Source organism: Sphingomonas sp. BL-S-25 (genome assembly GCF_055521555.1).
The window spans coordinates 2,424,596-2,447,013 of record NZ_CM145486.1 but is presented as its reverse complement, the minus strand read 5'-3'; the positions used below and the strand labels follow the sequence as shown (position 1 = coordinate 2,447,013).

At 67.4% G+C, this 22,418-nt stretch carries 21 protein-coding genes and 1 tRNA gene; 10 read left to right on the top strand and 12 right to left on the bottom strand.

Going from position 1 to position 22,418, the window contains the following annotated elements; all coding sequences use genetic code 11:
* Positions 1-2 precede the first annotated feature (2 nt).
* The 3 genes from ACZ1H8_RS11770 to ACZ1H8_RS11760 form a co-directional block, all read right to left on the bottom strand.
* Complete coding sequence (locus ACZ1H8_RS11770) at positions 3-953, bottom strand: FAD binding domain-containing protein (protein ID WP_465177382.1); 951 nt, start codon at positions 951-953, stop codon at positions 3-5.
* Positions 950-1,594: an aldehyde dehydrogenase iron-sulfur subunit PaoA gene (paoA, locus tag ACZ1H8_RS11765; protein ID WP_465177381.1), complete on the bottom strand. Its 645-nt coding sequence runs from the start codon at positions 1,592-1,594 to the stop codon at positions 950-952. The genes ACZ1H8_RS11770 and paoA overlap by 4 nt, the downstream gene beginning before the upstream one ends.
* Before the next feature lie 139 nt (positions 1,595-1,733).
* Complete coding sequence (locus ACZ1H8_RS11760) at positions 1,734-2,723, bottom strand: aldo/keto reductase (RefSeq protein ID WP_465177380.1); 990 nt, start codon at positions 2,721-2,723, stop codon at positions 1,734-1,736.
* A 90-nt stretch (positions 2,724-2,813) separates the two neighbouring features.
* Between ACZ1H8_RS11760 and ACZ1H8_RS11755 the strand changes: the two genes are divergently transcribed.
* Both ACZ1H8_RS11755 and ACZ1H8_RS11750 read left to right on the top strand, forming a co-directional pair.
* The gene (locus ACZ1H8_RS11755; protein ID WP_465177379.1) at positions 2,814-3,707 is read left to right on the top strand and encodes a LysR family transcriptional regulator; all 894 of its coding nucleotides are present in this window, start codon (positions 2,814-2,816) and stop codon (positions 3,705-3,707) included.
* A gap of 134 nt (positions 3,708-3,841) precedes the next feature.
* Complete coding sequence (locus ACZ1H8_RS11750; RefSeq protein ID WP_465177378.1) at positions 3,842-4,897, top strand: NAD(P)-dependent alcohol dehydrogenase; 1,056 nt, start codon at positions 3,842-3,844, stop codon at positions 4,895-4,897.
* 519 nt (positions 4,898-5,416) lie between these two features.
* Here the strand turns inward: ACZ1H8_RS11750 and ACZ1H8_RS11745 are convergent.
* Positions 5,417-8,332 carry a VIT domain-containing protein gene (locus tag ACZ1H8_RS11745; RefSeq protein ID WP_465177377.1) on the bottom strand — a complete coding sequence of 972 codons (2,916 nt, stop codon included), beginning with the start codon at positions 8,330-8,332 and terminating at the stop codon, positions 5,417-5,419.
* A 143-nt stretch (positions 8,333-8,475) separates the two neighbouring features.
* On the opposite strand from ACZ1H8_RS11745, the gene infA reads away from it, so the two are divergent.
* The 8 genes from infA (at position 8,476) to ACZ1H8_RS11705 (ending at position 12,725) form a co-directional block, all read left to right on the top strand.
* On the top strand, positions 8,476-8,694 hold the full coding sequence (gene infA / locus ACZ1H8_RS11740; RefSeq protein WP_003049127.1) for a translation initiation factor IF-1: 219 nt from the start codon (positions 8,476-8,478) through the stop codon (positions 8,692-8,694).
* Positions 8,695-8,753: 59 nt separating this feature from the next.
* Positions 8,754-9,323 (top strand): Maf family protein, encoded by a 570-nt coding sequence (locus tag ACZ1H8_RS11735; protein WP_465177376.1) that lies wholly within the window; start codon positions 8,754-8,756, stop codon positions 9,321-9,323.
* A complete protein-coding gene (locus ACZ1H8_RS11730) occupies positions 9,316-10,269 on the top strand; it encodes a ribonuclease (RefSeq protein WP_465177375.1) in 954 nt (317 codons plus the stop codon). The genes ACZ1H8_RS11735 and ACZ1H8_RS11730 overlap by 8 nt, the downstream gene beginning before the upstream one ends.
* On the top strand, positions 10,266-10,448 hold the full coding sequence (locus ACZ1H8_RS11725) for a DNA gyrase inhibitor YacG (RefSeq protein ID WP_465177374.1): 183 nt from the start codon (positions 10,266-10,268) through the stop codon (positions 10,446-10,448). The genes ACZ1H8_RS11730 and ACZ1H8_RS11725 overlap by 4 nt, the downstream gene beginning before the upstream one ends.
* Positions 10,449-10,479: 31 nt before the next feature.
* Positions 10,480-10,555, top strand: a tRNA-Phe gene (locus ACZ1H8_RS11720).
* Between the two features lie 116 nt (positions 10,556-10,671).
* Positions 10,672-10,995, top strand: a complete 324-nt coding sequence (locus ACZ1H8_RS11715; protein ID WP_465177373.1) for a ribosomal protein L7/L12 — start codon at positions 10,672-10,674, stop codon at positions 10,993-10,995.
* A gap of 252 nt (positions 10,996-11,247) precedes the next feature.
* Complete coding sequence (locus ACZ1H8_RS11710) at positions 11,248-12,210, top strand: glycoside hydrolase family protein (protein WP_465177372.1); 963 nt, start codon at positions 11,248-11,250, stop codon at positions 12,208-12,210.
* A complete protein-coding gene (locus tag ACZ1H8_RS11705) occupies positions 12,207-12,725 on the top strand; it encodes a hypothetical protein (protein ID WP_465177371.1) in 519 nt (172 codons plus the stop codon). The genes ACZ1H8_RS11710 and ACZ1H8_RS11705 overlap by 4 nt, the downstream gene beginning before the upstream one ends.
* 38 nt (positions 12,726-12,763) lie before the next feature.
* Here ACZ1H8_RS11705 and ACZ1H8_RS11700 read toward each other — a convergent pair whose 3' ends face one another.
* The 8 genes from ACZ1H8_RS11700 to tssF all read right to left on the bottom strand — a co-directional run bounded on the left by ACZ1H8_RS11700 (position 12,764) and on the right by tssF (position 22,414).
* Positions 12,764-13,603: a peptidoglycan-binding domain-containing protein gene (locus ACZ1H8_RS11700; protein WP_465177370.1), complete on the bottom strand. Its 840-nt coding sequence runs from the start codon at positions 13,601-13,603 to the stop codon at positions 12,764-12,766.
* A 1-nt stretch (position 13,604) separates the two neighbouring features.
* Positions 13,605-13,892 (bottom strand): hypothetical protein, encoded by a 288-nt coding sequence (locus tag ACZ1H8_RS11695; protein ID WP_465177369.1) that lies wholly within the window; start codon positions 13,890-13,892, stop codon positions 13,605-13,607.
* Entirely contained in the window at positions 13,889-15,319 is a 1,431-nt protein-coding gene (locus tag ACZ1H8_RS11690; protein ID WP_465177368.1) for a methyltransferase domain-containing protein, read from the bottom strand. Before ACZ1H8_RS11690 ends, ACZ1H8_RS11695 begins: the two co-directional genes overlap by 4 nt.
* Before the next feature lie 42 nt (positions 15,320-15,361).
* On the bottom strand, positions 15,362-15,850 hold the full coding sequence (locus ACZ1H8_RS11685) for a hypothetical protein (protein WP_465177367.1): 489 nt from the start codon (positions 15,848-15,850) through the stop codon (positions 15,362-15,364).
* Positions 15,847-16,680, bottom strand: coding sequence for a M15 family metallopeptidase (locus ACZ1H8_RS11680; protein WP_465177366.1), 834 nt, complete (start codon positions 16,678-16,680; stop codon positions 15,847-15,849). The genes ACZ1H8_RS11685 and ACZ1H8_RS11680 overlap by 4 nt, the downstream gene beginning before the upstream one ends.
* A 159-nt stretch (positions 16,681-16,839) precedes the next feature.
* Positions 16,840-19,554 (bottom strand): type VI secretion system ATPase TssH, encoded by a 2,715-nt coding sequence (tssH, locus tag ACZ1H8_RS11675; protein WP_465177365.1) that lies wholly within the window; start codon positions 19,552-19,554, stop codon positions 16,840-16,842.
* Positions 19,551-20,588 (bottom strand): type VI secretion system baseplate subunit TssG, encoded by a 1,038-nt coding sequence (gene tssG, locus ACZ1H8_RS11670; protein ID WP_465177364.1) that lies wholly within the window; start codon positions 20,586-20,588, stop codon positions 19,551-19,553. The genes tssH and tssG overlap by 4 nt, the downstream gene beginning before the upstream one ends.
* Positions 20,552-22,414: a type VI secretion system baseplate subunit TssF gene (gene tssF, locus ACZ1H8_RS11665; protein ID WP_465177363.1), complete on the bottom strand. Its 1,863-nt coding sequence runs from the start codon at positions 22,412-22,414 to the stop codon at positions 20,552-20,554. Before tssF ends, tssG begins: the two co-directional genes overlap by 37 nt.
* Positions 22,415-22,418 lie beyond the last annotated feature (4 nt).

Genomic DNA, 22,418 nt, shown 5'->3' with positions numbered 1-22,418 from the left:
GCTCAGCCCCTCGCTTCGGCGATGACCGCGGCGAGCGTGCGCTCGACCAGCGGAACCTTGAACGCATTGTCGCGCGTCGGCTTCGCGTCCGCCAGCAGCCCGGAGGCAACCGCCTTCGCGCCGCGCGGCAGTTCGACCTCGGCCGCCTCGACCCGCCAGGGACGAGGGGCGATCCCGCCGACCGCGACCCGCCCGCTGCCTTCGCGCTGGATGACCGCCGCGACGGAGACCAGCGCAAAGGCATAGGACGCGCGATCACGCACCTTGTGATAGACATGCCGCCCGCCGATCGGTGGCGGCAGCGTGACCGCGGTGATCAGCTCGCCGGGCTGAAGCACGGTATCGACCTGCGGCGTGTCGCCCGGCAAGCGGTGGAACTCGGCGATCGGAATGGTGCGCGTCGCACCGTCGCCCTTCACCGTCTCGACCCGCGCATCGAGCAGCCGCATCGCGACGGCCATGTCGCCGGGATAGGTGGCGATGCACGCTTCGCTCGATCCGATCACCGCAAGCTGGCGGCTATAGCCGCCGATCGCGGCGCAGCCCGAGCCCGGCTGGCGTTTGTTGCAGGGCTGGCGCGTGTCGTAGAAATAGGGACAGCGCGTCCGCTGGAGCAGATTGCCCGCGGTCGTCGCCTTGTTGCGCAACTGGCCACTGGCGCCGGCCAGCACCGCGCGCGAGAGGACCCCATAATCCTTGCGCACGCGCTTGTCGGCCGCGAGCGCTGTATTGCGCGCGAGTGCGCCGATGCGCAGTCCGCCCTCGCTGGTCGCCTCGATCGTGTCGAGGCCGGTGCCGTTGACGTCGATCAGATGGGTCGGCGTCTCGATCTCGAGCTTCATCAGGTCGAGCAGATTGGTGCCGCCTGCGATGAAGCGCGCCCCCTGGACGCGTGCGGCCGCGGCAGCGGCCTCCTGCGGCGTGGTCACGCGCTCATAGGTGAAGGGCCTCATTTGCGACCTCCGGCGACTTCGGTCATCGCATCGAGGATGTTGGAATAGGCGCCGCAGCGGCAGATATTGCCGCTCATCCGCTCGCGCATTTCGGCATTGGTCGCGCGCGGTTTCGCGTTCAGGTCCGCGGTCGCATGGCTGGGGATGCCCGCCTTGATCTCGCCCAGCACCGCGACCGCCGAGCAGATCTGGCCCGGCGTGCAATAGCCGCATTGATAGCCGTCATGCTTGACGAACGCCGCCTGCATCGGATGCAGCTTGTCGGGCGTACCCAGTCCCTCGATCGTGGTGATCCGGTCGCCCTCGTGCATCACCGCCAGGCTGAGGCAGGAATTGATCCGCTGCCCGTCGACGATCACCGTGCAGGCGCCGCATTGGCCATGGTCGCAGCCCTTCTTGCTGCCGGTCAGGTGGAGATGCTCGCGCAGCGCATCGAGCAGGGTCGTGCGCGTATCGACCTCGATCTGGCGCACCTTGCCATTGACCTCGAACGAGACCGGCATGCGCGTGGGTGCAGCCTGTTCCATGCCGGCATCCTCATCCGTTTGAGCCTGGGCACCCGGCACCGCCACAGCGGCTGCCGTCGCCGCGCTGCCGACCAGTACCCCGCGCCTCGACAGCGCCGGCGATCCGTTAGTCATTCCGCCTTGCTCCCTGTTCGGCCCGTCACAGGCAAGTTTGCCCCAGCTCGAGAGGCAGGACCAGCCCGTGCGGGCAGCATGCGGTCATATCCGATGTTCATCAAACCGCCGTGCGCCGTCTTGGTTCATTCCGGAGGCGTCAGCGTCCGGTCATGCGCTCCAGCGCCTCGGGATAGCGATCGCCCTGGACCTCGATCCGCGACGCAGCCTCGTCGATCCCGCGAAGGTCCGCATCGTCGAGGACCAGTTCGGTCGCGCCGATATTCTCGTCCAGCCGGTCGAGCCGGGTGGTGCCCGGGATCGGCACGATCCAGGGCTTGCGCGCCAGCAGCCAGGCAAGCGCAACCTGCGCCGGCGTCGCTCCTCTGCCGGCCGCGAGCCCGGCAATCAGGTCGACCAGCGCCTGGTTCGCCGCGCGTGCCTCGGCCGAGAAACGCGGCAGGCCCGCGCGGAAATCGCCCTTGGCGAATTCGGTGTCAGCACTCATCGCACCGGTCAGGAAGCCGCGGCCGAGCGGGCTGTACGGCACCAGCCCGATCCCGAGCTCCTCGATCAGCGGCAGGATCTCCGCCTCCAGCGACCGCCACCAGATCGAATATTCGCTCTGCAACGCGGTGACCGGGGTCACGCCGTGCGCGCGGCGGATCGTATCCGCGCCCGCCTCGGACAGGCCGAAATGACGCACCTTGCCCTCGCGGATCAGGTCGCCGACCGTGCCGGCGACATCCTCGATCGGCACGGCGGGATCGACGCGGTGCTGATAGAACAGGTCGATCACATCGGTGCGCAGCCGCTTCAGCGACGCCTCCGCCACGGCACGGATATGCTCGGGCCGGCTGTCGACGCCCGACCCGCGCGACGCATCGCCGATCGCGAAACCGAATTTGGTGGCGATCGTCACCCGGTCGCGCAGCGGCTGGAGCGCCTCGCCCAGCAGATCCTCATTGGTATAGGGGCCATAGACTTCGGCGGTGTCGAAGAAGCTCACGCCGCGCTCGACCGCGCCGCGCAGCACTGCGATCATCTCGCCGCGATCCTTGGGCGCGCCATAGGCATGGCTCATCCCCATGCACCCCAGCCCGATCGCCGAAACCTCCAGCCCGCTCTTTCCCAAACTGCGTGTGCGCATGCCTGTGTCTCCTTCGCGCTGGATATGGGCGCGGTGACAGTCGGCGATTAGGTTTATAGATGCGCATGTTGCGATGCTGGAGATTCATCAATGAAGCGCGAGGACCTGCTCGACCTGAACGCCTTCGCCGCGGTGGCCGAGGATCGCAGCTTCACCCGGGCGGCGGCAAAGCTGGGCACCTCGCAATCGGCGCTCAGCCATACGCTGCGCCGGCTGGAGGCGCGGCTGGGCGTGCGCCTGCTCACCCGTACCACGCGCCAGGTGATGCCGACCGAGGCGGGCGAGCGGTTGCTGGCGACGCTGCGACCCGCGCTCGACCGGATCAGCGACGAATTGTCGGCGCTGAGCGAGCTTCGCGACAAGCCGGCGGGCACGGTGCGGATCACCTGCGCGCAGCATGCGGCCGAGGCGATCCTGTGGCCGGCGATCGAGCGGTTGATGCCGCATTATCCGGACGTGTGTGTCGAGGTGAGCATCGACCTGGGCCTGATCGACATCGTCGCCGAGCGGTTCGACGCGGGCATCCGGCTGGGCGAGCATGTGGCGCGGGACATGATTGCGGTGCCGGTCAGCGGCGAGAAGCGGATGGCTGTCGTTGGCTCGCCCGACTATCTCGCGCGGCGGGGAAGGCCGCGGGCGCCGCAGGACGTCACCGCGCACAACTGCATCAACCTGCGCCTGCCGACGCTCGGCGGGCTTTACGCGTGGGAGTTCAGCAAGGGCGGCCGTGAGATCAAGGTGCGGGTCGACGGGCAGCTGGTGTTCAACAATGTCTCGATGATCCTGCGCGCGGCATGCGCCGGCTTCGGCCTGGCCTGCGTGGTCGAGGACCAGGTGCTGCCCTATATCGCCGACGGTCGGCTGGTCCGCGTACTGGAGGACTGGTGCGAACCCTTTGCCGGCTATTATCTCTACTACCCCAGCCGGCGACAGCCCTCCCCCGCCTTCGCGCTGCTGGTCGATGCGCTGCGCGTGCGCGGATAGTCGTCCAGTGATGAACCGGGTTCATCACTGCATGCCGCGCAGCCGCCCTAATCTCCGGCGACCTGGTCCCCATATTTCAATCGCAACCGTCGACAGGCGCGTTGCCTGAAATCAAACAGAATAAAGGGACATACATGGTCACTCAGGCCTATGGCGCCTATGCCGCCGACCGCATGCTGGAGCCGATCGAGATCGAGCGCCGCGAGCCGGGCCCGAACGACGTCCAGATCGACATCGCCTGGTGCGGCGTCTGTCACTCCGACCTCCACACCATCCGATCGGAATGGGCCGGCACCCGCTATCCCTGCGTCCCCGGCCACGAGATCGTCGGCACGGTCTCCGCAGTCGGCAGTGCGGTCACCAACTTCGCCCTCGGCGAGACGGTCGGCGTCGGCTGCATGGTCGACAGCTGCCAGCATTGCCATTCATGCGAGGAGGGACTCGAGCAGTTTTGCGAGAACGGCTTTACTCCGACCTATAATGGCCAGACCCCCGATGCGCCGGGCCACACGCTGGGCGGATATTCGCAGCGGATCGTCGTCAGCGACAAATTCGTGCTGAAGATCCGCCATTCCGAAGACCAGCTTGCCGCCGTCGCGCCGCTGCTGTGCGCGGGCATCACCACCTGGTCGCCGCTGCGCCACTGGAAGGCGGGGCCGGGCAAGAAGGTCGGCATCGTCGGGATCGGCGGCCTGGGCCATATGGGCGTCAAGCTGGCCCATGCCCTGGGCGCCGAGACGGTCGCCTTCACCACCTCCGAGGCCAAGCGCCAGGACGCACTCGACCTGGGCGCCGACCAGGTGATCGTGTCGCGCAACGCCGACGAGATGGCGGCGCATGCCAACAGCTTCGACCTGATCCTCAACACCGTCGCGGTCAGCCACGACCTGGACCCCTATACCGCGTTGCTCAAGCGCGACGGCGCGCTCGTGCTGGTCGGCGTGCCCGAGCACAAGCATCCCGCCCCCGACGTATCGGCGCTGATCTTCAAGCGCCGGTCGATCGCCGGATCGCTGATCGGCGGCATCGCCGAGACGCAGGAAATGCTCGATTTCTGCGCCGAGAAGGGGATCGTCGCCGAGATCGAGACCATCGCCGCCCAGGACATCGACCGCGCCTATGACCGGATGGTGAAGAGCGACGTGAAGTACCGCTTCGTCATCGACATCGCGACGATGGCGAACGGCTGAGTTCGCCAGTGGCGCGCCGGTTGAGCATCATGGCGTCATATGGCAAATTGCCGGCCGCAGATTTACTCATCTTTAGACAAGCGTTGGCCGGATAGCATTATGTCACTTATTGTTGCGATGGCCATTGCTGCTGCACAGCTTCCATCGGAGGAAGAGCTGGGCTCGGCATTGGCCACGTCCCAGGCATGCATCGATACAGATGGGTTCACCTTGTGTAACCCGCCACCGATTGGAGCGAAATTCGGCCAGTTCCTCTGCGTCGAATATGGATCTGACCTAGCCAAGAATGTTATCGTGCGTTGCGTCTACAAGGGCGCGCGACTGATGTTTCGGTCTAGCCGGGGGATTAATCTCGTTGACCATGGCGATGGCGCGATCGACGTGGCTCGCTATGGCAAGTATTGGCTTCCGTACAGGCCACAGACTTGAACGAATGCCCGCGTCCGGGCGCTTTCGAAAGGCGACAGTTGGGCACTTCCGGGCAAACCGCTCCCAGTAAGCTTCCACCCAGCTCGATGATCACCGCGGCCTTACGGTAATCGTCCCCACCTGCTTTTCCCCATCATCGTCGCCCATCAGTTCGATATCGACGCTTTGTTCGCTTTCGTCGGGGCGGCCGAAGTTGCGGATCAGGCGGACGGTGACCACCGACGCGCCGTTGGGATCGATCCGGTCACTGGCATAGGTGTCGACCTTCACGCCATATTTACCCGCCGGCGCGCGGCGCAGCAGATACTCCTCGGGTCCGTAGCCGGAGGTCATGTCGTTCGACAGCCGGCCGCCGATCGCGGTCCGCGGGTTGCTGTAGATCGCACGCTCGCCATTGGGCTCGTCGACCCAAAGGTCGAGGTCGGTGGCATTGGTGTCCCAGTCGGCGACGACGCGCAGATCGGCATCGAGGTGCTTGATCAGGCGAGGGTCCAGTGACGTGTCGCCACCCAGCGCGCGAAGTTTCGGGATCAGCGCATTCGCCTCGATCAGGGCGATCAGATCGATGCCTTCCCAGTCATCCTTCCACGGGGTCAGCGCGACCTCGCCGAGCAGCGCGACCGCGCGCGTCAGATCCGCCTTCGCAGTTTCCGGGCGCAGTTTTGCCCGGCGCGCGAGCGCAAGCGCGAGCAGGCGCTTGGGTTGCGGCCGCTCGGATTCGAGCATGGCGACACGCTCGCGCAACTCGATCGCGCGATCGATCGCGCCATAGCGTTCCAGGCGCGAGGCAACGATCGCCTGGGTCCGTTCATCTGCGCTGGGAAGGTCGAGCGCAGCCAGCACCATCTCGACCGCATCTGCGGTGCGTCCGCGCTTGGCCAGCCAAGCCGCGACATCGAAGTAGAAGGCGGGCACCCCGCCATGTTCGGCCTCGATCGCCGCGAGGCGGGTGTCGAATGCATCGGGCGCAGCGTCGAGCAGTTTGAGATAAGGGCGGTCGGGCTGCCAGGCGTCGATCGCGATATGGACGGCATTGTTGCGAGTGGAGACGATGACAATCTCCTGGTTGTCATCTGCCGACACCTGGTCCTGGCCTGAGCGCTCGTCGGCCATTGGCGGGGTTGGATCTGCCCCTGTGGGCATCGACGTTGGCGCGGACGTCGACGGCGGCGCGGGAACGGGCGCGGGCATCGGCTCGGCCAGCACACCCTCCCCGCGCTGCCCCGGTCGCCGCGACGGTTTCGCCCTGGGATCGAACCGCCGTTCCCACCATGCGACCTGTTCGGCCCACGACTCGATCACCGTTTCGAGGCGCTCGCTTCGCACCTGCGCCTTCTCGTCATCCGCCTCGCGGCGCTGCTCGTCATAGTCCTTGCGCAGCGTCGCAGGATAGCTGGCCGGGGGCGCGATATCGGCGTCGACATAATCATCAGGCGATTCGAGGACGAGAAACGACAGGCTGGGGCTCGCAATGCCATATCGCCGGCTTAGCGCAACATAGTCGGCGCGGCGCTCGGGGGCGCCCAAATCGGCCAGCGCACCTGACGCAAGCATCTCGCCCTCACCATCGAACAACGCCGGCGCGGTGCCGGCGGGCAGGTCGACCTGTAGCGCCTCGGCACCGACCCGAACCGCGACGGCGCCCCCTTCGGGTGCTCGCGCCAGCACCATCCAGCGCCCGGCCCGGCTGGGCAGTGCGAGCCACTCCAAAGGCCGGCCCGCCGCGTCGAGCACACCGGTCACGCCCGGCGTGTCGGCGGCCAGCGCCTTTTCAACGAGCGATGCATCGGCCCCCAACCGATGCGCCTCGCCGCCATGCCGGGCGGCCAGCCGGCGCAGCCAGGCGAGGTCGGCATCCGGAGCGGTGGTGACTGCATCAAGGCGGCATGCCGCATCGAGGCTCGCAGCGCGATCGATCGACGGCCGGCCGTTGCTGAACAACAGACAGCGGTCGACCGGCGCGCTTTCTCGGGTCAGCGCCGCCATGCTGCTCGCGCCGCGATAGCGCACCGCCTTCAGCGCGGCGATCGCGGCGTCGATGCTCGACACCGTACGACGCTCGGCGCCGCTGCTGTTGAAGACCACCAGCTCGATGCGCTTCGGCGCCCGCGCGATCAGGGTACGGCGCAGCAGGGCCAGTTCGTCATCGTGACGGCCGCGGGCGCGCAACCGCGAGCGATCCCAATAGATGCGGACACTGTCACTGCGCCCGGGCTGACCCGTGGGGAGCGCGCCGGACAGCTGGACATAGCGCTCACCGAGGGCATTTCGGCTCATGAGAGCGGGAGGCAGGGCGCCGCGGCCGATCGCGAGCATGCCCGACAGCGGCGCCCTGCCCTCGGCCCGTTCGCGCCAGCCGGCCGAATCGCGCGCCATCGGCCCGACCGACCGGCCGGGCCAGCTGATCGAGGGTGCCGGCCCGTCGCCTGCGACCGAAACGGAAATCGACCAGCCATCGCGCGGCGCGATATCCAGCGGGAGCAGCCAGGTCTCGTCCGATTGCGCAGCGCTTGCCAGCGGCGCGACGAAGCGCAGGCGGATCCGCCGCTCGCCGCGCGGCGGCACCGGGTAAACACGGGTGTGGAAGACGCCGTCATTGCCGACCGTCGCCAGTCCCGGATCGACCGCGCCACGTACCCGCTCTTCGTAAATTGCCTTGGCGCGCGGCCGATCGACCAGCACCCCGTCAATCATGGTGCCAGCGACATCGAGGGCATAGCCCGTGACGACCGCGCCCTCCGGCAGGGCGAAGCGGAAATCGCCCTCGAGTGCCTCCGTACCGGGGTTGGCGAAAACCGCGGTCACCTCGGTCTCGGCCAGAGCGCCGTGCACGATGACCGAGAAGTCGATCCGCCGCAGCGCGATCTTGCGCGCTGCCTGGTCGGTACGTACCCCGTCGGCAGTCGCGGTCAGGCTGGGGTTTGCGGTCTGTCCCGCGGCGATGCCGGGTACCAGCATGACGCCCGTCACGATCGCGAGCGCGGTCATTGTGCGCAAGATCATCATATCCACCCCCGTAAAGCCGCCGACATGATGCAGGATGACCACAGGGTGTGACCAGTGGCAAAGCCGCGCGGATCGCGCCTTTCCTTTTGCTTCGTGCAGGAGTAAGGGCACCCGACTTTCGGCGCCCACCCATGAGGTTATTTTTGGCCAAAGAAGAACTGCTTGAGATGCGCGGGCAGGTTGTGGAGCTTCTTCCCAACGCGATGTTCCGTGTCCGGCTCGAGAATGATCACGAGATCCTGGGCCACACCGCGGGCAAGATGCGCAAGAATCGCATCCGCGTGCTGGTCGGCGACGAAGTGCTCGTCGAGCTGACGCCGTACGACCTGACCAAGGGCCGCATCACCTACCGCTTCAAGTGATCCGCGCCGCGGGCCGCCCCGCCGCGCGTCCCGATCCGACGCGATAGCAGCCGCCCGCGATGCGCCTTGTCCTTGCCTCCACCTCCCCGCGCCGACTCGACCTGCTTCGCAGGATCGGGGTCGAGCCCGCGCGCATTGCCGCGCCCGATATCGACGAGAATCCGCTGAAGGCCGAACTGCCGCGCGACTATGTCCGGCGCATCGCCGAGGGCAAGGCGCAGGCGGTGCCGCGCGAGGCGGACGAGATCATATTGGCCGGCGACACGACGATCGCGGTGGGCCGCCGCATCCTGGGCAAGCCCGCGGACGAGGCCGATCTGCGCCGGATGCTGGGCCTGCTGTCGGGGCGCCGCCACCATTGCCTGTCCGCGGTCAGCGTGATCGGCACCGACGGGGTTCAGCGCACCCGGATTTCGGACACGGTCGTCACCTTCAAGCGGCTGAGCGATGCCGAGATCCATGGCTATGTCGCGACCGGCGAGGGCATGGGCAAGGCTGGCGGCTATGCCATCCAGGGCCGCGCCGAAGTGTTCGTGCGCTTCCTGTCGGGCAGCCATTCGGGCGTCGTCGGGCTGCCGGTGTTCGAGACGCGGGCACTGCTGGCCAGCGCCGGCTATCCGGTTGGCTGAGTGGCTGTACGAGGCCGGGATCGGTGAATCCCGAGCCGCGCTGGTCGAGCAGGGCCGGATCCTCAAGGCCCGGATCGAGCTGCCGGGGCTGCGCGCGGGCACGATCGCCGACGGCCGGCTGCGCGCCGACAATCGCGTCGAGCTGGACCAGGGCGGCGAGGTCCTGCTCGATCGCGCACCGCCGGGCGTGACGCAGGGCGGACGCTTGCGCGTCGCGATCGTGCGCGAGGTGATCCCCGAACCCGGCCGCGCCAAGCTGGCCAAGGCGATCGTCAGCGACCTGCCGCCCGCCCCCGGCCCAGACCTGGCGGCACAGATCGCGGCGTCGGGCCTGCCCGTGCGCCTGCCGCGCCCGCATGAGGCGGATGCGCTGGAGGCCGTCGGCTGGTCGGAGGTGCTGGAGGAAGCGCGCACCGGCGAGATCGCCTTTCCCGGCGGTGCGCTGCGCATGGCGGTGACGCCGGCGATGACGATCTTCGACGTCGACGGCAGCGGGCCGCTCGACGCGCTGTCATTGGCTGCCGCGCGCGCGGTGTGCGCGGCGATGGAGCGGCACGGGGTGACCGGATCGGTCGGCATCGACTTTCCGACGATGACCAACAAGGCCGCGCGCCAGGCGGTGGCCGATGCGATCGACGCGCATCTGCCCCAGCCGTTCGAGCGGACCGCGGTCAACGGCTTCGGCTTCCTCCAGATCATCCGCCAACGCACCCGCGCCTCGCTGCCCGAACTGCTGCTCGGCGATCCGGTGGGGGCCGATGCGCGCGCGGAACTGCGGCGGATGGAGCGGCTTTCACCGCCGCTGCCGGCTACCCATATGGTATCCGAAGCCGTGCGCCGGCGCATCGCCGCGCATCGCGACTGGACCCGCGACCTGGCCCGCCGAATCGGCGGCGACGTGGCGCTGGTCAGCGGCAGCGGCGAACGAGGAGCATCGAGACAGTGAAGCGTGACGACTGCCCGATCTGTGGCAAGCCGACCGATCCAGCGAACAAGCCCTTCTGCGGACGCGGGTGCAAGGACCGCGACCTGCTGCAATGGCTGGGCGAAGGCTATCGCATCCCGGGCGAGCGTGCCGAAAATCATGTGCGAAGCGGGCTGGACAGCGAAGCGGACGCCGACTAAGAGGCCCGCTCCCCGGCGGTTTCGCCGGTGTGCCCAAGTAGCTCAGTTGGTAGAGCATACGACTGAAAATCGTAGTGTCGGTGGTTCGATCCCGCCCTTGGGCACCATTTTTCTCCTTTCGTGATCGCGCAGATGTGTCTGGCCCGCGCGGCCTGGGCGGAGCGTCCCGTGCTTTCGCCTGACAGCTGCGGTATCAGCCAGCCTCCGTCGTTCAGGAGCCGCGATGTTCGTCCCCATTCCCGTCCTCGTCGCGATCGGAGTGATCCTGCTCGTGTTGCTGGCCCTGGCGCTGCGTCCGTCGCGCCGGCGCGACCCGCTCCTCGGCGCGCAGCCGCCCGCCTATCGGCCGGCGGCGCCGCATTATCAGCGGCCGGCAAGCGCGCCGGTCGGCGACGGCACAACAACGCTTTCGCCCGAGGTCGAGGCTGAGGTCGTTGCGCTGATCGCGGCAGGGCGCAAGATCGAGGCGATCAAGGTCGTGAAGGACGCGACCCGGATGGGGCTCAAGGATAGCAAGGATCTCGTAGAGGCGCTGGAGCGCCGTTAGCCGGGCGAGGCGCGCCGTTTATTCTTCGACGGCCACCATCTGAGCGGTCACGGTAATGACTTCATCTACCCTGCATTGAAGCGCGCGTTGTTGAACTGACGCGCGAGTCGACAGAGCGGGCGCCGGGCGCGGCGACATGCCGGTAACATGGATCATTTTCATGGTATCGACGTTCCGCCTGTGGCGCGATCCAGACCGTCGCTTCGCCGATGGACGGGCCGCGTCGTGTGATCGACGAAGGGAGTTGGCGTCATGGTCATGTTGCGCATCGGCAGTCGCGGGAACGAAGTGATGGCCCTGCAGCGGCTGCTGCAACGCTACGACCCCACGCTTCGCGCCGACGGCGTGTTCGGCCCGCGCACCGAGCGCGCGGTGCGGCTGAGCCAGCGTCGCAACGGACTGTATCCGCCCGACGGCATTGCCGGCCCGATGACGATGGGGGCGCTGACCGGAAGCAGCAGCGGCGCCTCGAGCGTCACGCCGACCCGGTCGGTGCCGATCCCCGCATCACGCTCGGCAGCCGTGCGCAGCGCCCAGACCGGCGGCGGATCCAGTGGTGCGACCGGTCCGCTGGGCGCCGCGGTCAACCGGTCGCGCACCCGGGCCCAGAGCGCGCCGATGCCGAGCGGCGTCGCAACCCCGGTCGGCGGCATGCACATGTCGCGGCTCGGCCGGCGGTTCATCTATGACCACGAAGCACAGGTCGGGGTCAGCCACCGGCTGCACCATCCCTCTTCGGGCAGCGGCGTCACGATCGGTCCGGGCTATGACATGAAGGACCGGACGCGCGCGGCGATCCAGCGCGACCTGGAAGCGGTACAGGTGCCGACAGCCGCGGCGCGTGCCGCGGCCGAGGGCGCGACGCTGACCGGCAGCGCCGCGACCGCGTTCGTTCGCAACAATCGCGACCTGCTGAACCTGACCCGCGCGCAGCAGGAGGCGCTGCTGGTCCATATCGTTCCGCATTACGAGGCGATGGTGAAGCGCGCGATCCGCGTGCCGCTGCACCAGCATGAATTCGATGCCCTGGTATCCTATGCCTATAATCCCGGCGGCGGATGGCGGAAGACGACCAACCTGATCAACGACGGTCAGCCGCACGATGCGATGGTCGAGATCAAGCGCCACGTCTATTCGAAGGGCGAAATGATCCGAAGCCTGGTCCGTCGGCGCGACGCCGAGGCACGCATGTTCATCTACGGAGAATATCAATGAGCCTTTCGCGCGCCTGGATTCTGGGACTTGGGCTGGCGGTCGCCGCCTGCGGGTCGCAGCCGGAGAGTATCGCCGCGACCAACAGCATCGGCAATGACGGCGGCGAATTGTCGACCGTCGCGGCCGAGGCCCCTGCCCCTGCGGCAGCGCCGGAATTAGCCGCCGCAAACGAGCAGTCGGCCGATGCGAAAAGCTATGATGCAAGCAACCAGACCGGCGCCGGCGTCCTCAACCAGATCTTCCTGAAGGCGGGCACGTTCGACGGCAAGCCAATCACGAAGTTCGAGCTGCGCGGCAAGTGCGAGACGGTGTTCACCACCGCCGACGGCACGAGCTCGATCGACTGGCGCAAGGTCGGCAATTTCGCCGGTCGCGACAATGGCGACCGCTGGGAGCTTCCGGTCGACAACCATGTGATCAGTGTGCCGGGCGGCGAGCAGCCCGAACCGCTGGGCAATGCATCGGCGCGCGTCGAGAGCGCGCTGTCGGTGATCGCGGACAGCTGCCAGGGCTGACGGCGCAAGCGTTCCGCTGACCGCGCGCGTGGCGTCGGTCAGCGGCCGTTGGCGGACCAGTGCGGCGGATCGCTGAGCAGTTTGTTGACGCCGAAGGTCGCGCCGACCGCGTGCAGGCTGGTATTGGTATTGCCCGAGCGCGGCTGATCGATGCGATGGGTGCGGCCATTGGCATCGACGATGTCGATCGGCTGGTCCCAGCTGATCGTCATGTCGATCGCGGTCCCCTCGATATGGTTCGAGGTCAGCGACGGCTTGAAGCGGATGCCGAACAAGTCAACCATCGCCTGCGCCGCGCGGCGCGAGGTGCGCAGGTCGCCATGGTCCCAGATGATGTCGACCTCCGGATTGGCGGGCACGTCGCGCGGCTGGATATCCGAATTGGCGATGCGCCAGGCATAATGCATGATCCAGGCGCGGTTTCGGTTGCGCAGCGTCGAGCTGATCCGGACCGACGCTCCCGCCCGGCGCAGCGCGGCAAGGAAGCTGTTCACCTGGGTCGCGAAGCCCGGAGCAAGATCGGCGACTCGCGCGCTATTGGGAAAGCGCGCCTCATTGGCGCGGAACCACGCCGCCCCGCTGAGCCGCGGCAGCGCCGCCTGGGCGCGCAGCCGGTCCTGCATGATCCGAGCCGGCGAGCTGTCGGACAGGGCGGTGATGGTCCGGCCACCGGCGTCGACCCGGCCATCGGCGCGCGCGCCCAGCACCATCGTCTGATAGCGCGAGATCGCGGCGATGGTCGCGTCGTCGATGACGCCGTCGGTTCGCACCTGGCCAAGCCCCATATCGCCAACGCGCAGGTTGAGCAGCCGCTGGACCTCCGCGACATCGGCGGGAGCATTGGCGCCGTTGCGCCCGACAGAGCCGGTGATCGGCATGCTATTCGATCCTCAGGTCATAGACATCGAGCGCCCGCTGGACGGCTGCGTTGCGCGCATGCTTGTGCTTAAGCCGCGCCAGCTCGCGGTCGCTGCCAGTGCACAAACGGGTCAGCTCGGCATCGATCTGGGCGCGGCGGGCGGGATCGGACGACTCCTCGCCGCGATAATGGTCGCACTCGTTTCGGCGGGTCATGAACGCGGTCACGTCCGGCGGGAGCGTCGATGCGACGGGCTGCACCGCCTGGGGCATGACCGCGAGGATGAGCGGGGCGAGCGACAGGATCATGCGACGATCAACCCTTCCTTCACCAGGGTCCGCAGCCCCCGGTCGAGTGCCTCGTCGCTGTCGAGCCCGACCTCGCGGCCGACCGGAATCAGCGCCGCGCGGTCGCGCGTACCGTCGAGATGCGCGAGCACGTGGCGCGGGCCTTCCTCGACGATCGTCATCAAGCGGTGATCGAGCGTGCAGATCGTCTCCATACCCTCGCTCAGCATAGCCCGGATGAGCGGGCTGGCGACCGGCCGGTCGCTGATATCGACCGCATGGAGCGAAGGAATGGTGGACAGGTCGACCAGCCCGGCATCGAACATTTCGAACAGCGCAATCGCGCGCGTCGGCGTGTCGACCAGGTCTCCGACCCGCAGCCGCGCCGGCCGCTCGTCTACCAGCCGGCCAAGCGCGTCGGCAAGCGGGGCGTCCTGAACCTCGAACGCACTGGTGTTGAGGCGGAACAGGCCCTCCTCGGTCCGCTGGCACCGGCTGGTTGCGTAGAGATCGAACAGGGCGGACACGTCGATGCGCCGCTTCGGCGTCACGCCGTCGCGCACCAGCAGCGTCTGGCGGAAGAAGCGGAAATCATGATGGTCGCGCGCCTGGAGCAGGCGGACCAGCTGCATCGTGGCGTCGGCCTGCGGCACGACACCGTCGGGCAGGAACGCGTCGCCCATCTGCTCGCGGTCGGCATCGCCCAGAAACTGGAGACCGACCCCGCGCGCGGCGGTGGCGACGTCGAGCAGCGACTGGGGATGGAAACAGGGCCCCAATTCGTCGTGGCACAGCACCGACCATGGCTTGTCGAGCGTCAGCCGCGCGGCGTCGCGCAGCGCCGCCTGGGGCGGGTTCTCGTGCCCCTCGGGCTCCGCCGCGAGAGCGGCAAGATAGTCGCGCGCCGCCTGGACCCGCGCCGCGCCTTCCAGATCGCCGAGTTGGAGCAGCAGCGCATCGCGCAGCGCAAGCCGCAGATAGCCGCCAGGCATCGCATTATAGCTGAGAAAGGCGACGCCGTCCGGCGAGAGCAGTCGCCCGATCAGCGCCATCGTCGCCTCGCGGACCGCATCGGGCACCCAGGCATAGATGCCATGCGCGATGATATAGTCGAACGGCCCGTCGAGCCGATCGCCCGCATCGAGAATGTCGAGCACGCGCAGTTCCGCGTTCTCGATACCGGCAAGCCGGCGCCAGCGCTCGCCCCGCTCGATCGCGGTCGATGCCAGGTCGAAACCGACGAACTGCGCATCGGGCCAGGCGGCGGCAAGCGCGAGAAGGTTCATCCCGTCGCCGCCGCCAATCTCGAGCACGCGCGCCGTCGCGATCGGTGGCGGTGTCAGCCCGGCCAGCCGGGCGATGACCGCCATCCGATCGGGTGCCGTCTGAGCGAAGATCGCACTGGGATAGGCGACCTCGTCATAGGCGGTATGCGTGGCCTCATTCATCCGAACCGTTCCACCCTGTTCCGACCATTCGGCCGGCGCGCATCACTCGATCTGCATGTCCAGCGTGCGCGCGACATCGGCATAGAGCCTGGCCGAGGCGCTGTTCTTCTGTGCCGCGAAGCGCGCGCTTACCGCCCGCGCCGCACGCGCCGCGGTCCGGAACGCGTCGAGCCGCTCATTGGGTTCGAGTTCCTTGCCGCCGATATCGCCATTGACGAAGCGTCCGACGCGGTACTGGCCGTCGAGATCGACCACACCGATCTTCGGCACGCCGGCCGCCATCTCGCCGTAAAAGGCCGGACCGCTTTTCGCGCCGTCGCGGCGGCGGAGCATGCCGATCCCCGATGCCTTGCCGCCGGGACAGGCACCGGTCCAGTAGGTCGGGCCAGCCGTCAGCGAGGCAGGCGCCACGAACCGGCATTTGCTACCCGGGTCCTGCGACCAGCTCTGACCGGCAGGCTCGCCCGCCAGCGACGGCGAGGCGAGCAGCGCGAGGGCGGCCGCGCCGCCCAGGACTCGATGGAGTTTCATGCCGACGGAAACCCCTGGATCAGCGAAGCGCTGCATTCGAAGTGCATGGCATCCTCGGTGTCGAAACCCGCGCCCCAATACCAGCCGCGTGCATTGAAATATGGAGCGATCAAGGTGAGCCCATGCTGAACCTTGTTGTTGCCGCGCGCGTCGAGCTGGCCGCTGATCGTGAGGTCGATCGCGGTGCCCCAGCTGTGGTTCGAGATCTTGGTCGATGAGTTGCGCTGCAGGCGGCACACCTTCATTCCCGCGCTGCCGAGCGCATTGTGCAAGGTGGGAAGCACGGCGTTGATGTCCGACATGACTTGGCGAAGGCTGTCGACCGCAGGCTTAAGCCCGGTCACCCGGAAGGGGCCCACCGATTCGGTGACCATCATCCGCTTCAGCTTCTCATTGGTGATCGGCAGGTCATTCTGGCTGTAATTCTGGCGCGGCGCGCCGAACTTGGCGAGCAGCAACTCGTTTCGTGCCGAGCGGAGATTGCGGTTGATCGTCGAGCGATCGGGCCGCGGGAGCAGCGTGGTGTAGGAGGTCGAGCTGCTGCGGGCGGGGGTTGGCGGCGCCGCGGGCATCGGTGCGGCCGCGACGGGTGGGCCGCCGACGCGCGTCGGGGTGCGGACTGGCGTCACTTGGCGCACCGGGGTCGGCATACCGCGTCCTCCGCCTTGGCCGGTCAGGTGCCGCCAGGTCGTCTGGTCCGGCTCGATCAACCCGTCGGGATTGCGCAGGAACGCGCGCTGATAGTTGATGATCGCCGAGATGGTTTTCGGGCCGCATCGCCCGTCGATCAGCCCGAGCCTCAGCCCGGCTCGAGTCAGAAGATTTTGCACGGTAATCGTGTCTTCTCGAATGTTCCTGCCGTTCAGGCCGACCGAACTCCTCAACGCCGCCGACATTGATACTCTCCCGTTACAATTACCAAGGACGAATCATAGTCACGATAGGTTTCGATTATGCTGCACTTTTCGCCCAAACTCTAGAACGCCCGGCTATACCTGCTCCTCGACGGGCGCCGATGCTTCCTCGACGACCGCAACATCGGGACGCGCGCCTTTCTGATCGAAGCTGTAATTGAAGCCGTCCGGACCGGCCGACACGCGGATCGCCTCGACTTCCTCGCCGCGGATCTGCCGCTCGAGCAGCGCGATCGACATTTCGGGCAGCATCGTGTTGGTCAGGATCGCGTCGATCATGCGTCCGCCCGATGCCACTTCGTTGCAGCGCGAGACGATCAGATCGGCGACCGAGTCGTCGTACACGAAGCGGATCTTGTGATTCTCCGCGATCCGCCGCTCGATCCGTTTGAGCTGAAGCCGAACGATACCGCCCAGCATGTCGGGGCTGAGCGGATAATAGGGCAGCACCAGCAGCCGCCCCAGCAGCGCCGGCGGGAACACCTTGAGCAGTTCGGGCCGCAGCGCGCCGGCCAGCGCCTCTGGCTCGGGCTTCATCTCCTCATCCTCCGACAGGCCCATCACCAGATCGGTACCGACATTCGAGGTCAGCAGGATGATCGTGTTCTTGAAGTCGATGAAGCGACCCTCGCTGTCGTTCATGAACCCCTTGTCGAACACCTGGAAGAACATCTCATGGACGTCCGGGTGCGCCTTCTCGACCTCGTCGAGCAGCACGACCGAATAGGGCCGGCGGCGAACCGCCTCGGTCAGGACGCCACCCTGCCCGTAGCCGACATAGCCGGCCGGCGCGCCTTTCAGCGTCGAGACGGTATGCGCCTCCTGAAACTCGCTCATGTTGATGACGATCAGTGAGTCATCACCCGAGAACAGCAATTCCGCCAGCGCATGTGCGGTCTCGGTCTTGCCGACGCCCGACGGGCCGCACAGCATGAAGACGCCGACCGGCTTGTTCGGATTGTCGAGCTTCGCGCGGCTGGTCTGGATACGCTTGGCGATCGCGTCCATCGCATGATCCTGGCCGACGACGCGCGCCTTGAGCTGGTCGGCGATGGTCAGCACGCTCTGGATCTCGTCCTTGACCATGCGACCGACGGGGATGCCGGTCCAGTCGCCAACAACCGAGGCGACCGCGTCCTGATCGACGACACCGAATACCATCGGCGTATCCTGCTGGACGTCGCGCAGTGCGGCAATCGCCGCCTCCAGCGCCTCGCGCAGCGGCGCTTCGTCGACCGCCTCGCCCTCGGCCGAGCGTGCGTCGCCCAGTGCGGTACGGGCGTTCGACACCTGCTCGAGCGCGGCCTTTTCACGCTCCCATTTGTCGTTGACTGCCTCCAGCCGCGCGCGCGCCTCGTCCAGCTCCTCGTCGATCCGGTCGAGCCGGTCGTCGCTGCGATACTGGCCGCTCGCCTCGCGCGCGACGACCTCGCGCTCGACCTCCAGCAGTTCGACCCTGCGACGACGATCCTCGACCGAAGCGGGGATCGCATGCTGCGACACCGCCACGCGCGCGCAGGCAGTGTCCAACAGGCTTACCGCCTTGTCGGGAAGCTGGCGCGCCGGCACGTAACGCTGCGACAGCTGCACTGCGGCGGCGACCGCCTCGTCGAGGACCACCACGTCGTGATGCCCCTCCATCAATGGCGCGACCGACCGGATCATGTCGATCGCCTTGGCGGTGTCCGGCTCGCCGACATCGATCGTCTGGAACCGGCGGGTGAGCGCCGGGTCCTTCTCGAAATACTGGCGATATTCGGCATGGGTCGTGGCGGCGATGGTGCGTAGCCGGCCCCGGGCCAGTGCCGGCTTCAGCAGATTGGCGGCATCGCCGGTCCCGGCCTGCCCGCCAGCGCCGATCAGCGTATGCGCCTCGTCGATGAACAGGATCACCGGCGACGCCGCGCCCTCGACCTCGTCGATCACCTGGCGCAGCCGCTTCTCGAACTCGCCCTTCACGCTGGCGCCGGCCTGCATCAGCCCGATGTCGAGCGCGCGCAGCGTCACACCCTCAAGCGCCGGCGGCACGTCACCATCGATGATCCGTCGGGCAAAGCCCTCGACTACTGCGGTCTTGCCGACGCCTGCCTCGCCGACCAGGATCGGATTGTTCTGACGCCGGCGCAGCAGGATATCGACCAGCTGGCGGATCTCGGCGTCGCGGCCGACGACCCGGTCGAGCGCGCCGGACCGCGCCTTCGCGGTCAGATCGACCGAGAATTTCTCCAGCGCTTCGCCCGCCCGCGCCTCGCCCCCGCCCGCACCGTCCGCCGCGCCGGCATCGACCGAGCCCGCGGGGGCCGCCTCGTTGCTTTCGGTCGATGCGTGAACGTGGCGCGCGAAGTCGCTGCCCAGCGTCTCGACCGCGACCTTGCGCCACTCGCCGCTCAGCGCGAACAGCGCGTTGCGCAGCGTCGGCGTCTTCAGCATGCCGTAGAGCAGATGGCCGGTGCGGACCTTGCCCGCGTTGAACTGCAGCGAGGCGTAGAGCCAGCCCTTCTCGATCGCTTCCTCGATCTGGGGCGAGAAGTCGGAGATGGCGGTCGCGCCGCGCGGCAGCGCATCGAGCGCAGCGACAACATCCTCGCTGAGCTTCGTATCGTCGAGGCCGAATGCGCTGCGGATCGAGGCGATGTCGTTGCTGGGGTTCTGCAGCAGGATATGCACCCAGTGGACTAGCTCGACATAGGGATTGCCGCGCATCTTGCAGAAGCTCGTCGCCGTCTCGATCGCCTTCAACGCGGTCGGGTTGAGGCGTCCGAACAGGGCGGTACGGCTGATCTCGGTCATTGCATCCCCTCAATGGCAGCAGCGTGCACCGGAACCGGCCGGCGCAGGTGAACGTCGGAACGAATGGTGTCGCCCGAACCCGGGCTCATCCAGCTGGTCCAGCCCAGCCGGGCGCGCCCGTCCAGCCTCGCGCCGGAAACATGGCGTTCGGCAATCTCGATGCGGACGTCCCATTCGAGATGGCTGGGCGAAAAGGCGTCCAGCGCCTCCGCGGCGATGGCGAAGCGGGGACCGCTGGGCAGAAGCTTGTCGAATTCGTCGCGCGACCGCGCCTTGATGACCACGCTGAACGCGTCCGACGCCATCCTCACCCGGCTGCCCAGCACGAGATCCTGGCCCAGGCCGGCGAAGCTGCGGCCCAGCTGGCTGCGGTCCTCGACCGGGATGTCGCGCCAGCGCGGCTGATATTCGATTACCTGGACCGGCTGGTTCAGCAGATGGGCCAGCGCATCCTCGATCCCGATCGCGCTGCGGCGCGAGGCGAACAGCGCGGCATAGTGGACACGCGCATGGGCGGAGAACAGCGCGCGATCCGAAACGCCTTCGGTGGCCCCCGACAGCATCGCCAGATAATGGGCGAACTTGTCGTCCTGGGGCCGGTCGGCCTGGACCACCGGCTGAGAGTCACCCCAGGCGCGGAAGAAGAATTGCAGCATCCGGTTCGCCAGCACGTCGAGCCACCCGCCGAAAGGCCGCTTCTTCGCATAGCGCCGCTCGAACGTCGCGAACTCGGTCAGATGGATCGGAAGCGCGCCATTGGGCCCGGTCAGGCCCAGCCAATAGCCGTTGAGCTGTGCCCGGTCGTTCCGGAACTCGACCGATTCAAGCGTCGGCGCGGGGAAGTGCATTGCCGGCACCTGCGCCAGATCGACTACGCTCTGGCTCGGCCGGCGAGCGCGGCCCACGCGCGGCAAGTGGTGCGCGCGCGCCTCCGCGCCGCGCACCGCCGCGAACATCCCGAAGCGCTTCGCCTGCGCCCCGACCTGCCGAAGGAAGGTCAGATATTGTGTCGACGGCCCATCCGCGGCGGCCATTGCGCCAGCTCTCCTTCGTTCGGGCTGTGGAAGCTGCATTCGGTGAATGCGTTGATGCTGGCGAACTCCGCCAGAAACCGTTCGAGGACCGCGCTGAACAGGAACATCCCGCCCTTGTTGAAGGCGGCGTCGTCCAGCTTGATGCGGATACGGTGTCCGCGCGCCAGCGCCATGCGGTCGAGCCTGGGTACCCGGCGCATCACCTTGTTCGAGCGGATCGCGAGCACGCCGTCGATCTGACGCCGAAGCACCGCATCGTCCTGCCGCCCATAGAGCGCCAGATGGTCGCGCAGCGCCGAGGGGTCGTCATGATCCTCGGGCGCAAGGGTGACATAATTGGGCGTCAGATGCGCGATCACCCGCCAGGCCGCATCGCCCAGCCCCAGCGGCGGGCGCGGGCGGGTCGGCGCGCGAAGCACCGACACTGCACGGGCGGGGACGCCGGTCACGGTGAAATGCTGGTCGCCGCGAAAGGTCAGCAATTCGGGCAGTTCGCGGTTGGTCACCAGCGCGCGCACCGACAATTCATGGACATCGTCCAGCCGCAGCGGATCGCCCGGCGAGGTCAGGCTGATCCAGGTTTCCGTGCCGACATATTCGCCGCGCCGCCGCAGACGCTGTTCGCGTGTCGACAGGCGTCGGGGCCGGAGTTGCGTCGAATAGAACAGCGCCTCGCGCCAGTCATAGAGCAGTGCGCCGAACGCATAGAGCGGGGCCACCGTCCGCGCATCGAGATTGTCGCGGGCATAGGCCTTGACGTCGAGCAGCCGGAAGACCTCGAAATCATGCCGCTTCGTCCGGTCGGGAACGACATGGAGTTCATGATCGTGCGGCCGGACCTGGACGCGGTCGAGCTGCTTTTCGAACAGGTTGATCGCTGGCGAGGCGAACAGCCGGAAATTGTTGGCGTCGACCGCGCGGGCAAGCGCCGGCGCCGACCGGCCGAACAGCAGGACGACGTCGCACGCCTTGGGCGACGCCTTGAAAGCCCGGTCGAGTTGCTTGAGCTTCGCGAACAGGAAGCGCTCGGGGCAGGCGAAATATTCGGACAGCAGCCGATAGCCGCGAAAGGCGCGCTGCTCGGCCGGCAGCAGCGCCTCGTCATCCTCGAACCCCATCTGCTCGGGCATCGGCAGCGACATCCAGCTGCCATTGACGGGCGCATCGGCCGATCGCGCGAGGACGGCCAGCGTTTCGCCGATCATCTGGCGATATAGTTCGTTCGGCACCGCCTCGGCACCGTGCAGGTATAGCGGCAGTTCCTTGGGCACCACCTGCGGCAGGTCGACGCCGGGGGTCGCGGCGAACCGCAGCCTGAGGCCCGCCTCGGCCCGCACCTGCGCCGCAGCGGCATAGGGCGCCACGGCGGCGCGGGTCGACAGATATTCCGCCTCGACGATCTTGAGCGGCCATAGCGTCACGTCGTGGCCGGTCTTGAAGAAAACCGGGGCATTGTCCTGATCGGTGGCGATCGCGGTCAACTGGGTTCCGCGGGGGACGCGGTGCCCCTTGATCAGGATCGGATCCCCCTCGGTCGGCTGGAACTCCGCGACGCAGATCGAGGGCATCGGCGCCAGATAATGCGGCTGGATCGCGTGAAGCAGGTGCGACGTGAATTCGGGATATTGATCGGCCAGCTTCAGCTGGACCCGGGCGCCCAGAAAGGCGACGCCTTCCAGCAGCCGCTCGACATAGGGATCGGGATCGGTCGGCGTCTTCAGCCCCAGCCGCCCCGCGACCGATTCATGTTCCTCGCCGAATTCGCGCGCGGACTCGCGCAGATAGGCAAGCTCGTCATTATAATAGCGCAGCAGGCGAGGATCCATCGCG

Excerpts from the sequence above, each read along its gene's own strand:
- ACZ1H8_RS11770 (WP_465177382.1), bottom strand. The coding sequence starts at position 953 with ATGAGGCCCTTCACCTATGAGCGCGTGACCACGCCGCAGGAGGCCGCT.
- paoA (WP_465177381.1), bottom strand. The coding sequence starts at position 1,594 with ATGACTAACGGATCGCCGGCGCTGTCGAGGCGCGGGGTACTGGTCGGC.
- ACZ1H8_RS11760 (WP_465177380.1), bottom strand. The coding sequence starts at position 2,723 with ATGCGCACACGCAGTTTGGGAAAGAGCGGGCTGGAGGTTTCGGCGATC.
- ACZ1H8_RS11755 (WP_465177379.1), top strand. The coding sequence starts at position 2,814 with ATGAAGCGCGAGGACCTGCTCGACCTGAACGCCTTCGCCGCGGTGGCC.
- ACZ1H8_RS11750 (WP_465177378.1), top strand. The coding sequence starts at position 3,842 with ATGGTCACTCAGGCCTATGGCGCCTATGCCGCCGACCGCATGCTGGAG.
- ACZ1H8_RS11745 (WP_465177377.1), bottom strand. The coding sequence starts at position 8,332 with ATGATGATCTTGCGCACAATGACCGCGCTCGCGATCGTGACGGGCGTC.
- ACZ1H8_RS11735 (WP_465177376.1), top strand. The coding sequence starts at position 8,754 with ATGCGCCTTGTCCTTGCCTCCACCTCCCCGCGCCGACTCGACCTGCTT.
- ACZ1H8_RS11715 (WP_465177373.1), top strand. The coding sequence starts at position 10,672 with ATGTTCGTCCCCATTCCCGTCCTCGTCGCGATCGGAGTGATCCTGCTC.
- ACZ1H8_RS11710 (WP_465177372.1), top strand. The coding sequence starts at position 11,248 with ATGGTCATGTTGCGCATCGGCAGTCGCGGGAACGAAGTGATGGCCCTG.
- ACZ1H8_RS11705 (WP_465177371.1), top strand. The coding sequence starts at position 12,207 with ATGAGCCTTTCGCGCGCCTGGATTCTGGGACTTGGGCTGGCGGTCGCC.
- ACZ1H8_RS11700 (WP_465177370.1), bottom strand. The coding sequence starts at position 13,603 with ATGCCGATCACCGGCTCTGTCGGGCGCAACGGCGCCAATGCTCCCGCC.
- ACZ1H8_RS11695 (WP_465177369.1), bottom strand. The coding sequence starts at position 13,892 with ATGATCCTGTCGCTCGCCCCGCTCATCCTCGCGGTCATGCCCCAGGCG.
- ACZ1H8_RS11690 (WP_465177368.1), bottom strand. The coding sequence starts at position 15,319 with ATGAATGAGGCCACGCATACCGCCTATGACGAGGTCGCCTATCCCAGT.
- ACZ1H8_RS11685 (WP_465177367.1), bottom strand. The coding sequence starts at position 15,850 with ATGAAACTCCATCGAGTCCTGGGCGGCGCGGCCGCCCTCGCGCTGCTC.
- tssH (WP_465177365.1), bottom strand. The coding sequence starts at position 19,554 with ATGACCGAGATCAGCCGTACCGCCCTGTTCGGACGCCTCAACCCGACC.
- tssG (WP_465177364.1), bottom strand. The coding sequence starts at position 20,588 with ATGGCCGCCGCGGATGGGCCGTCGACACAATATCTGACCTTCCTTCGG.
- tssF (WP_465177363.1), bottom strand. The coding sequence starts at position 22,414 with ATGGATCCTCGCCTGCTGCGCTATTATAATGACGAGCTTGCCTATCTG.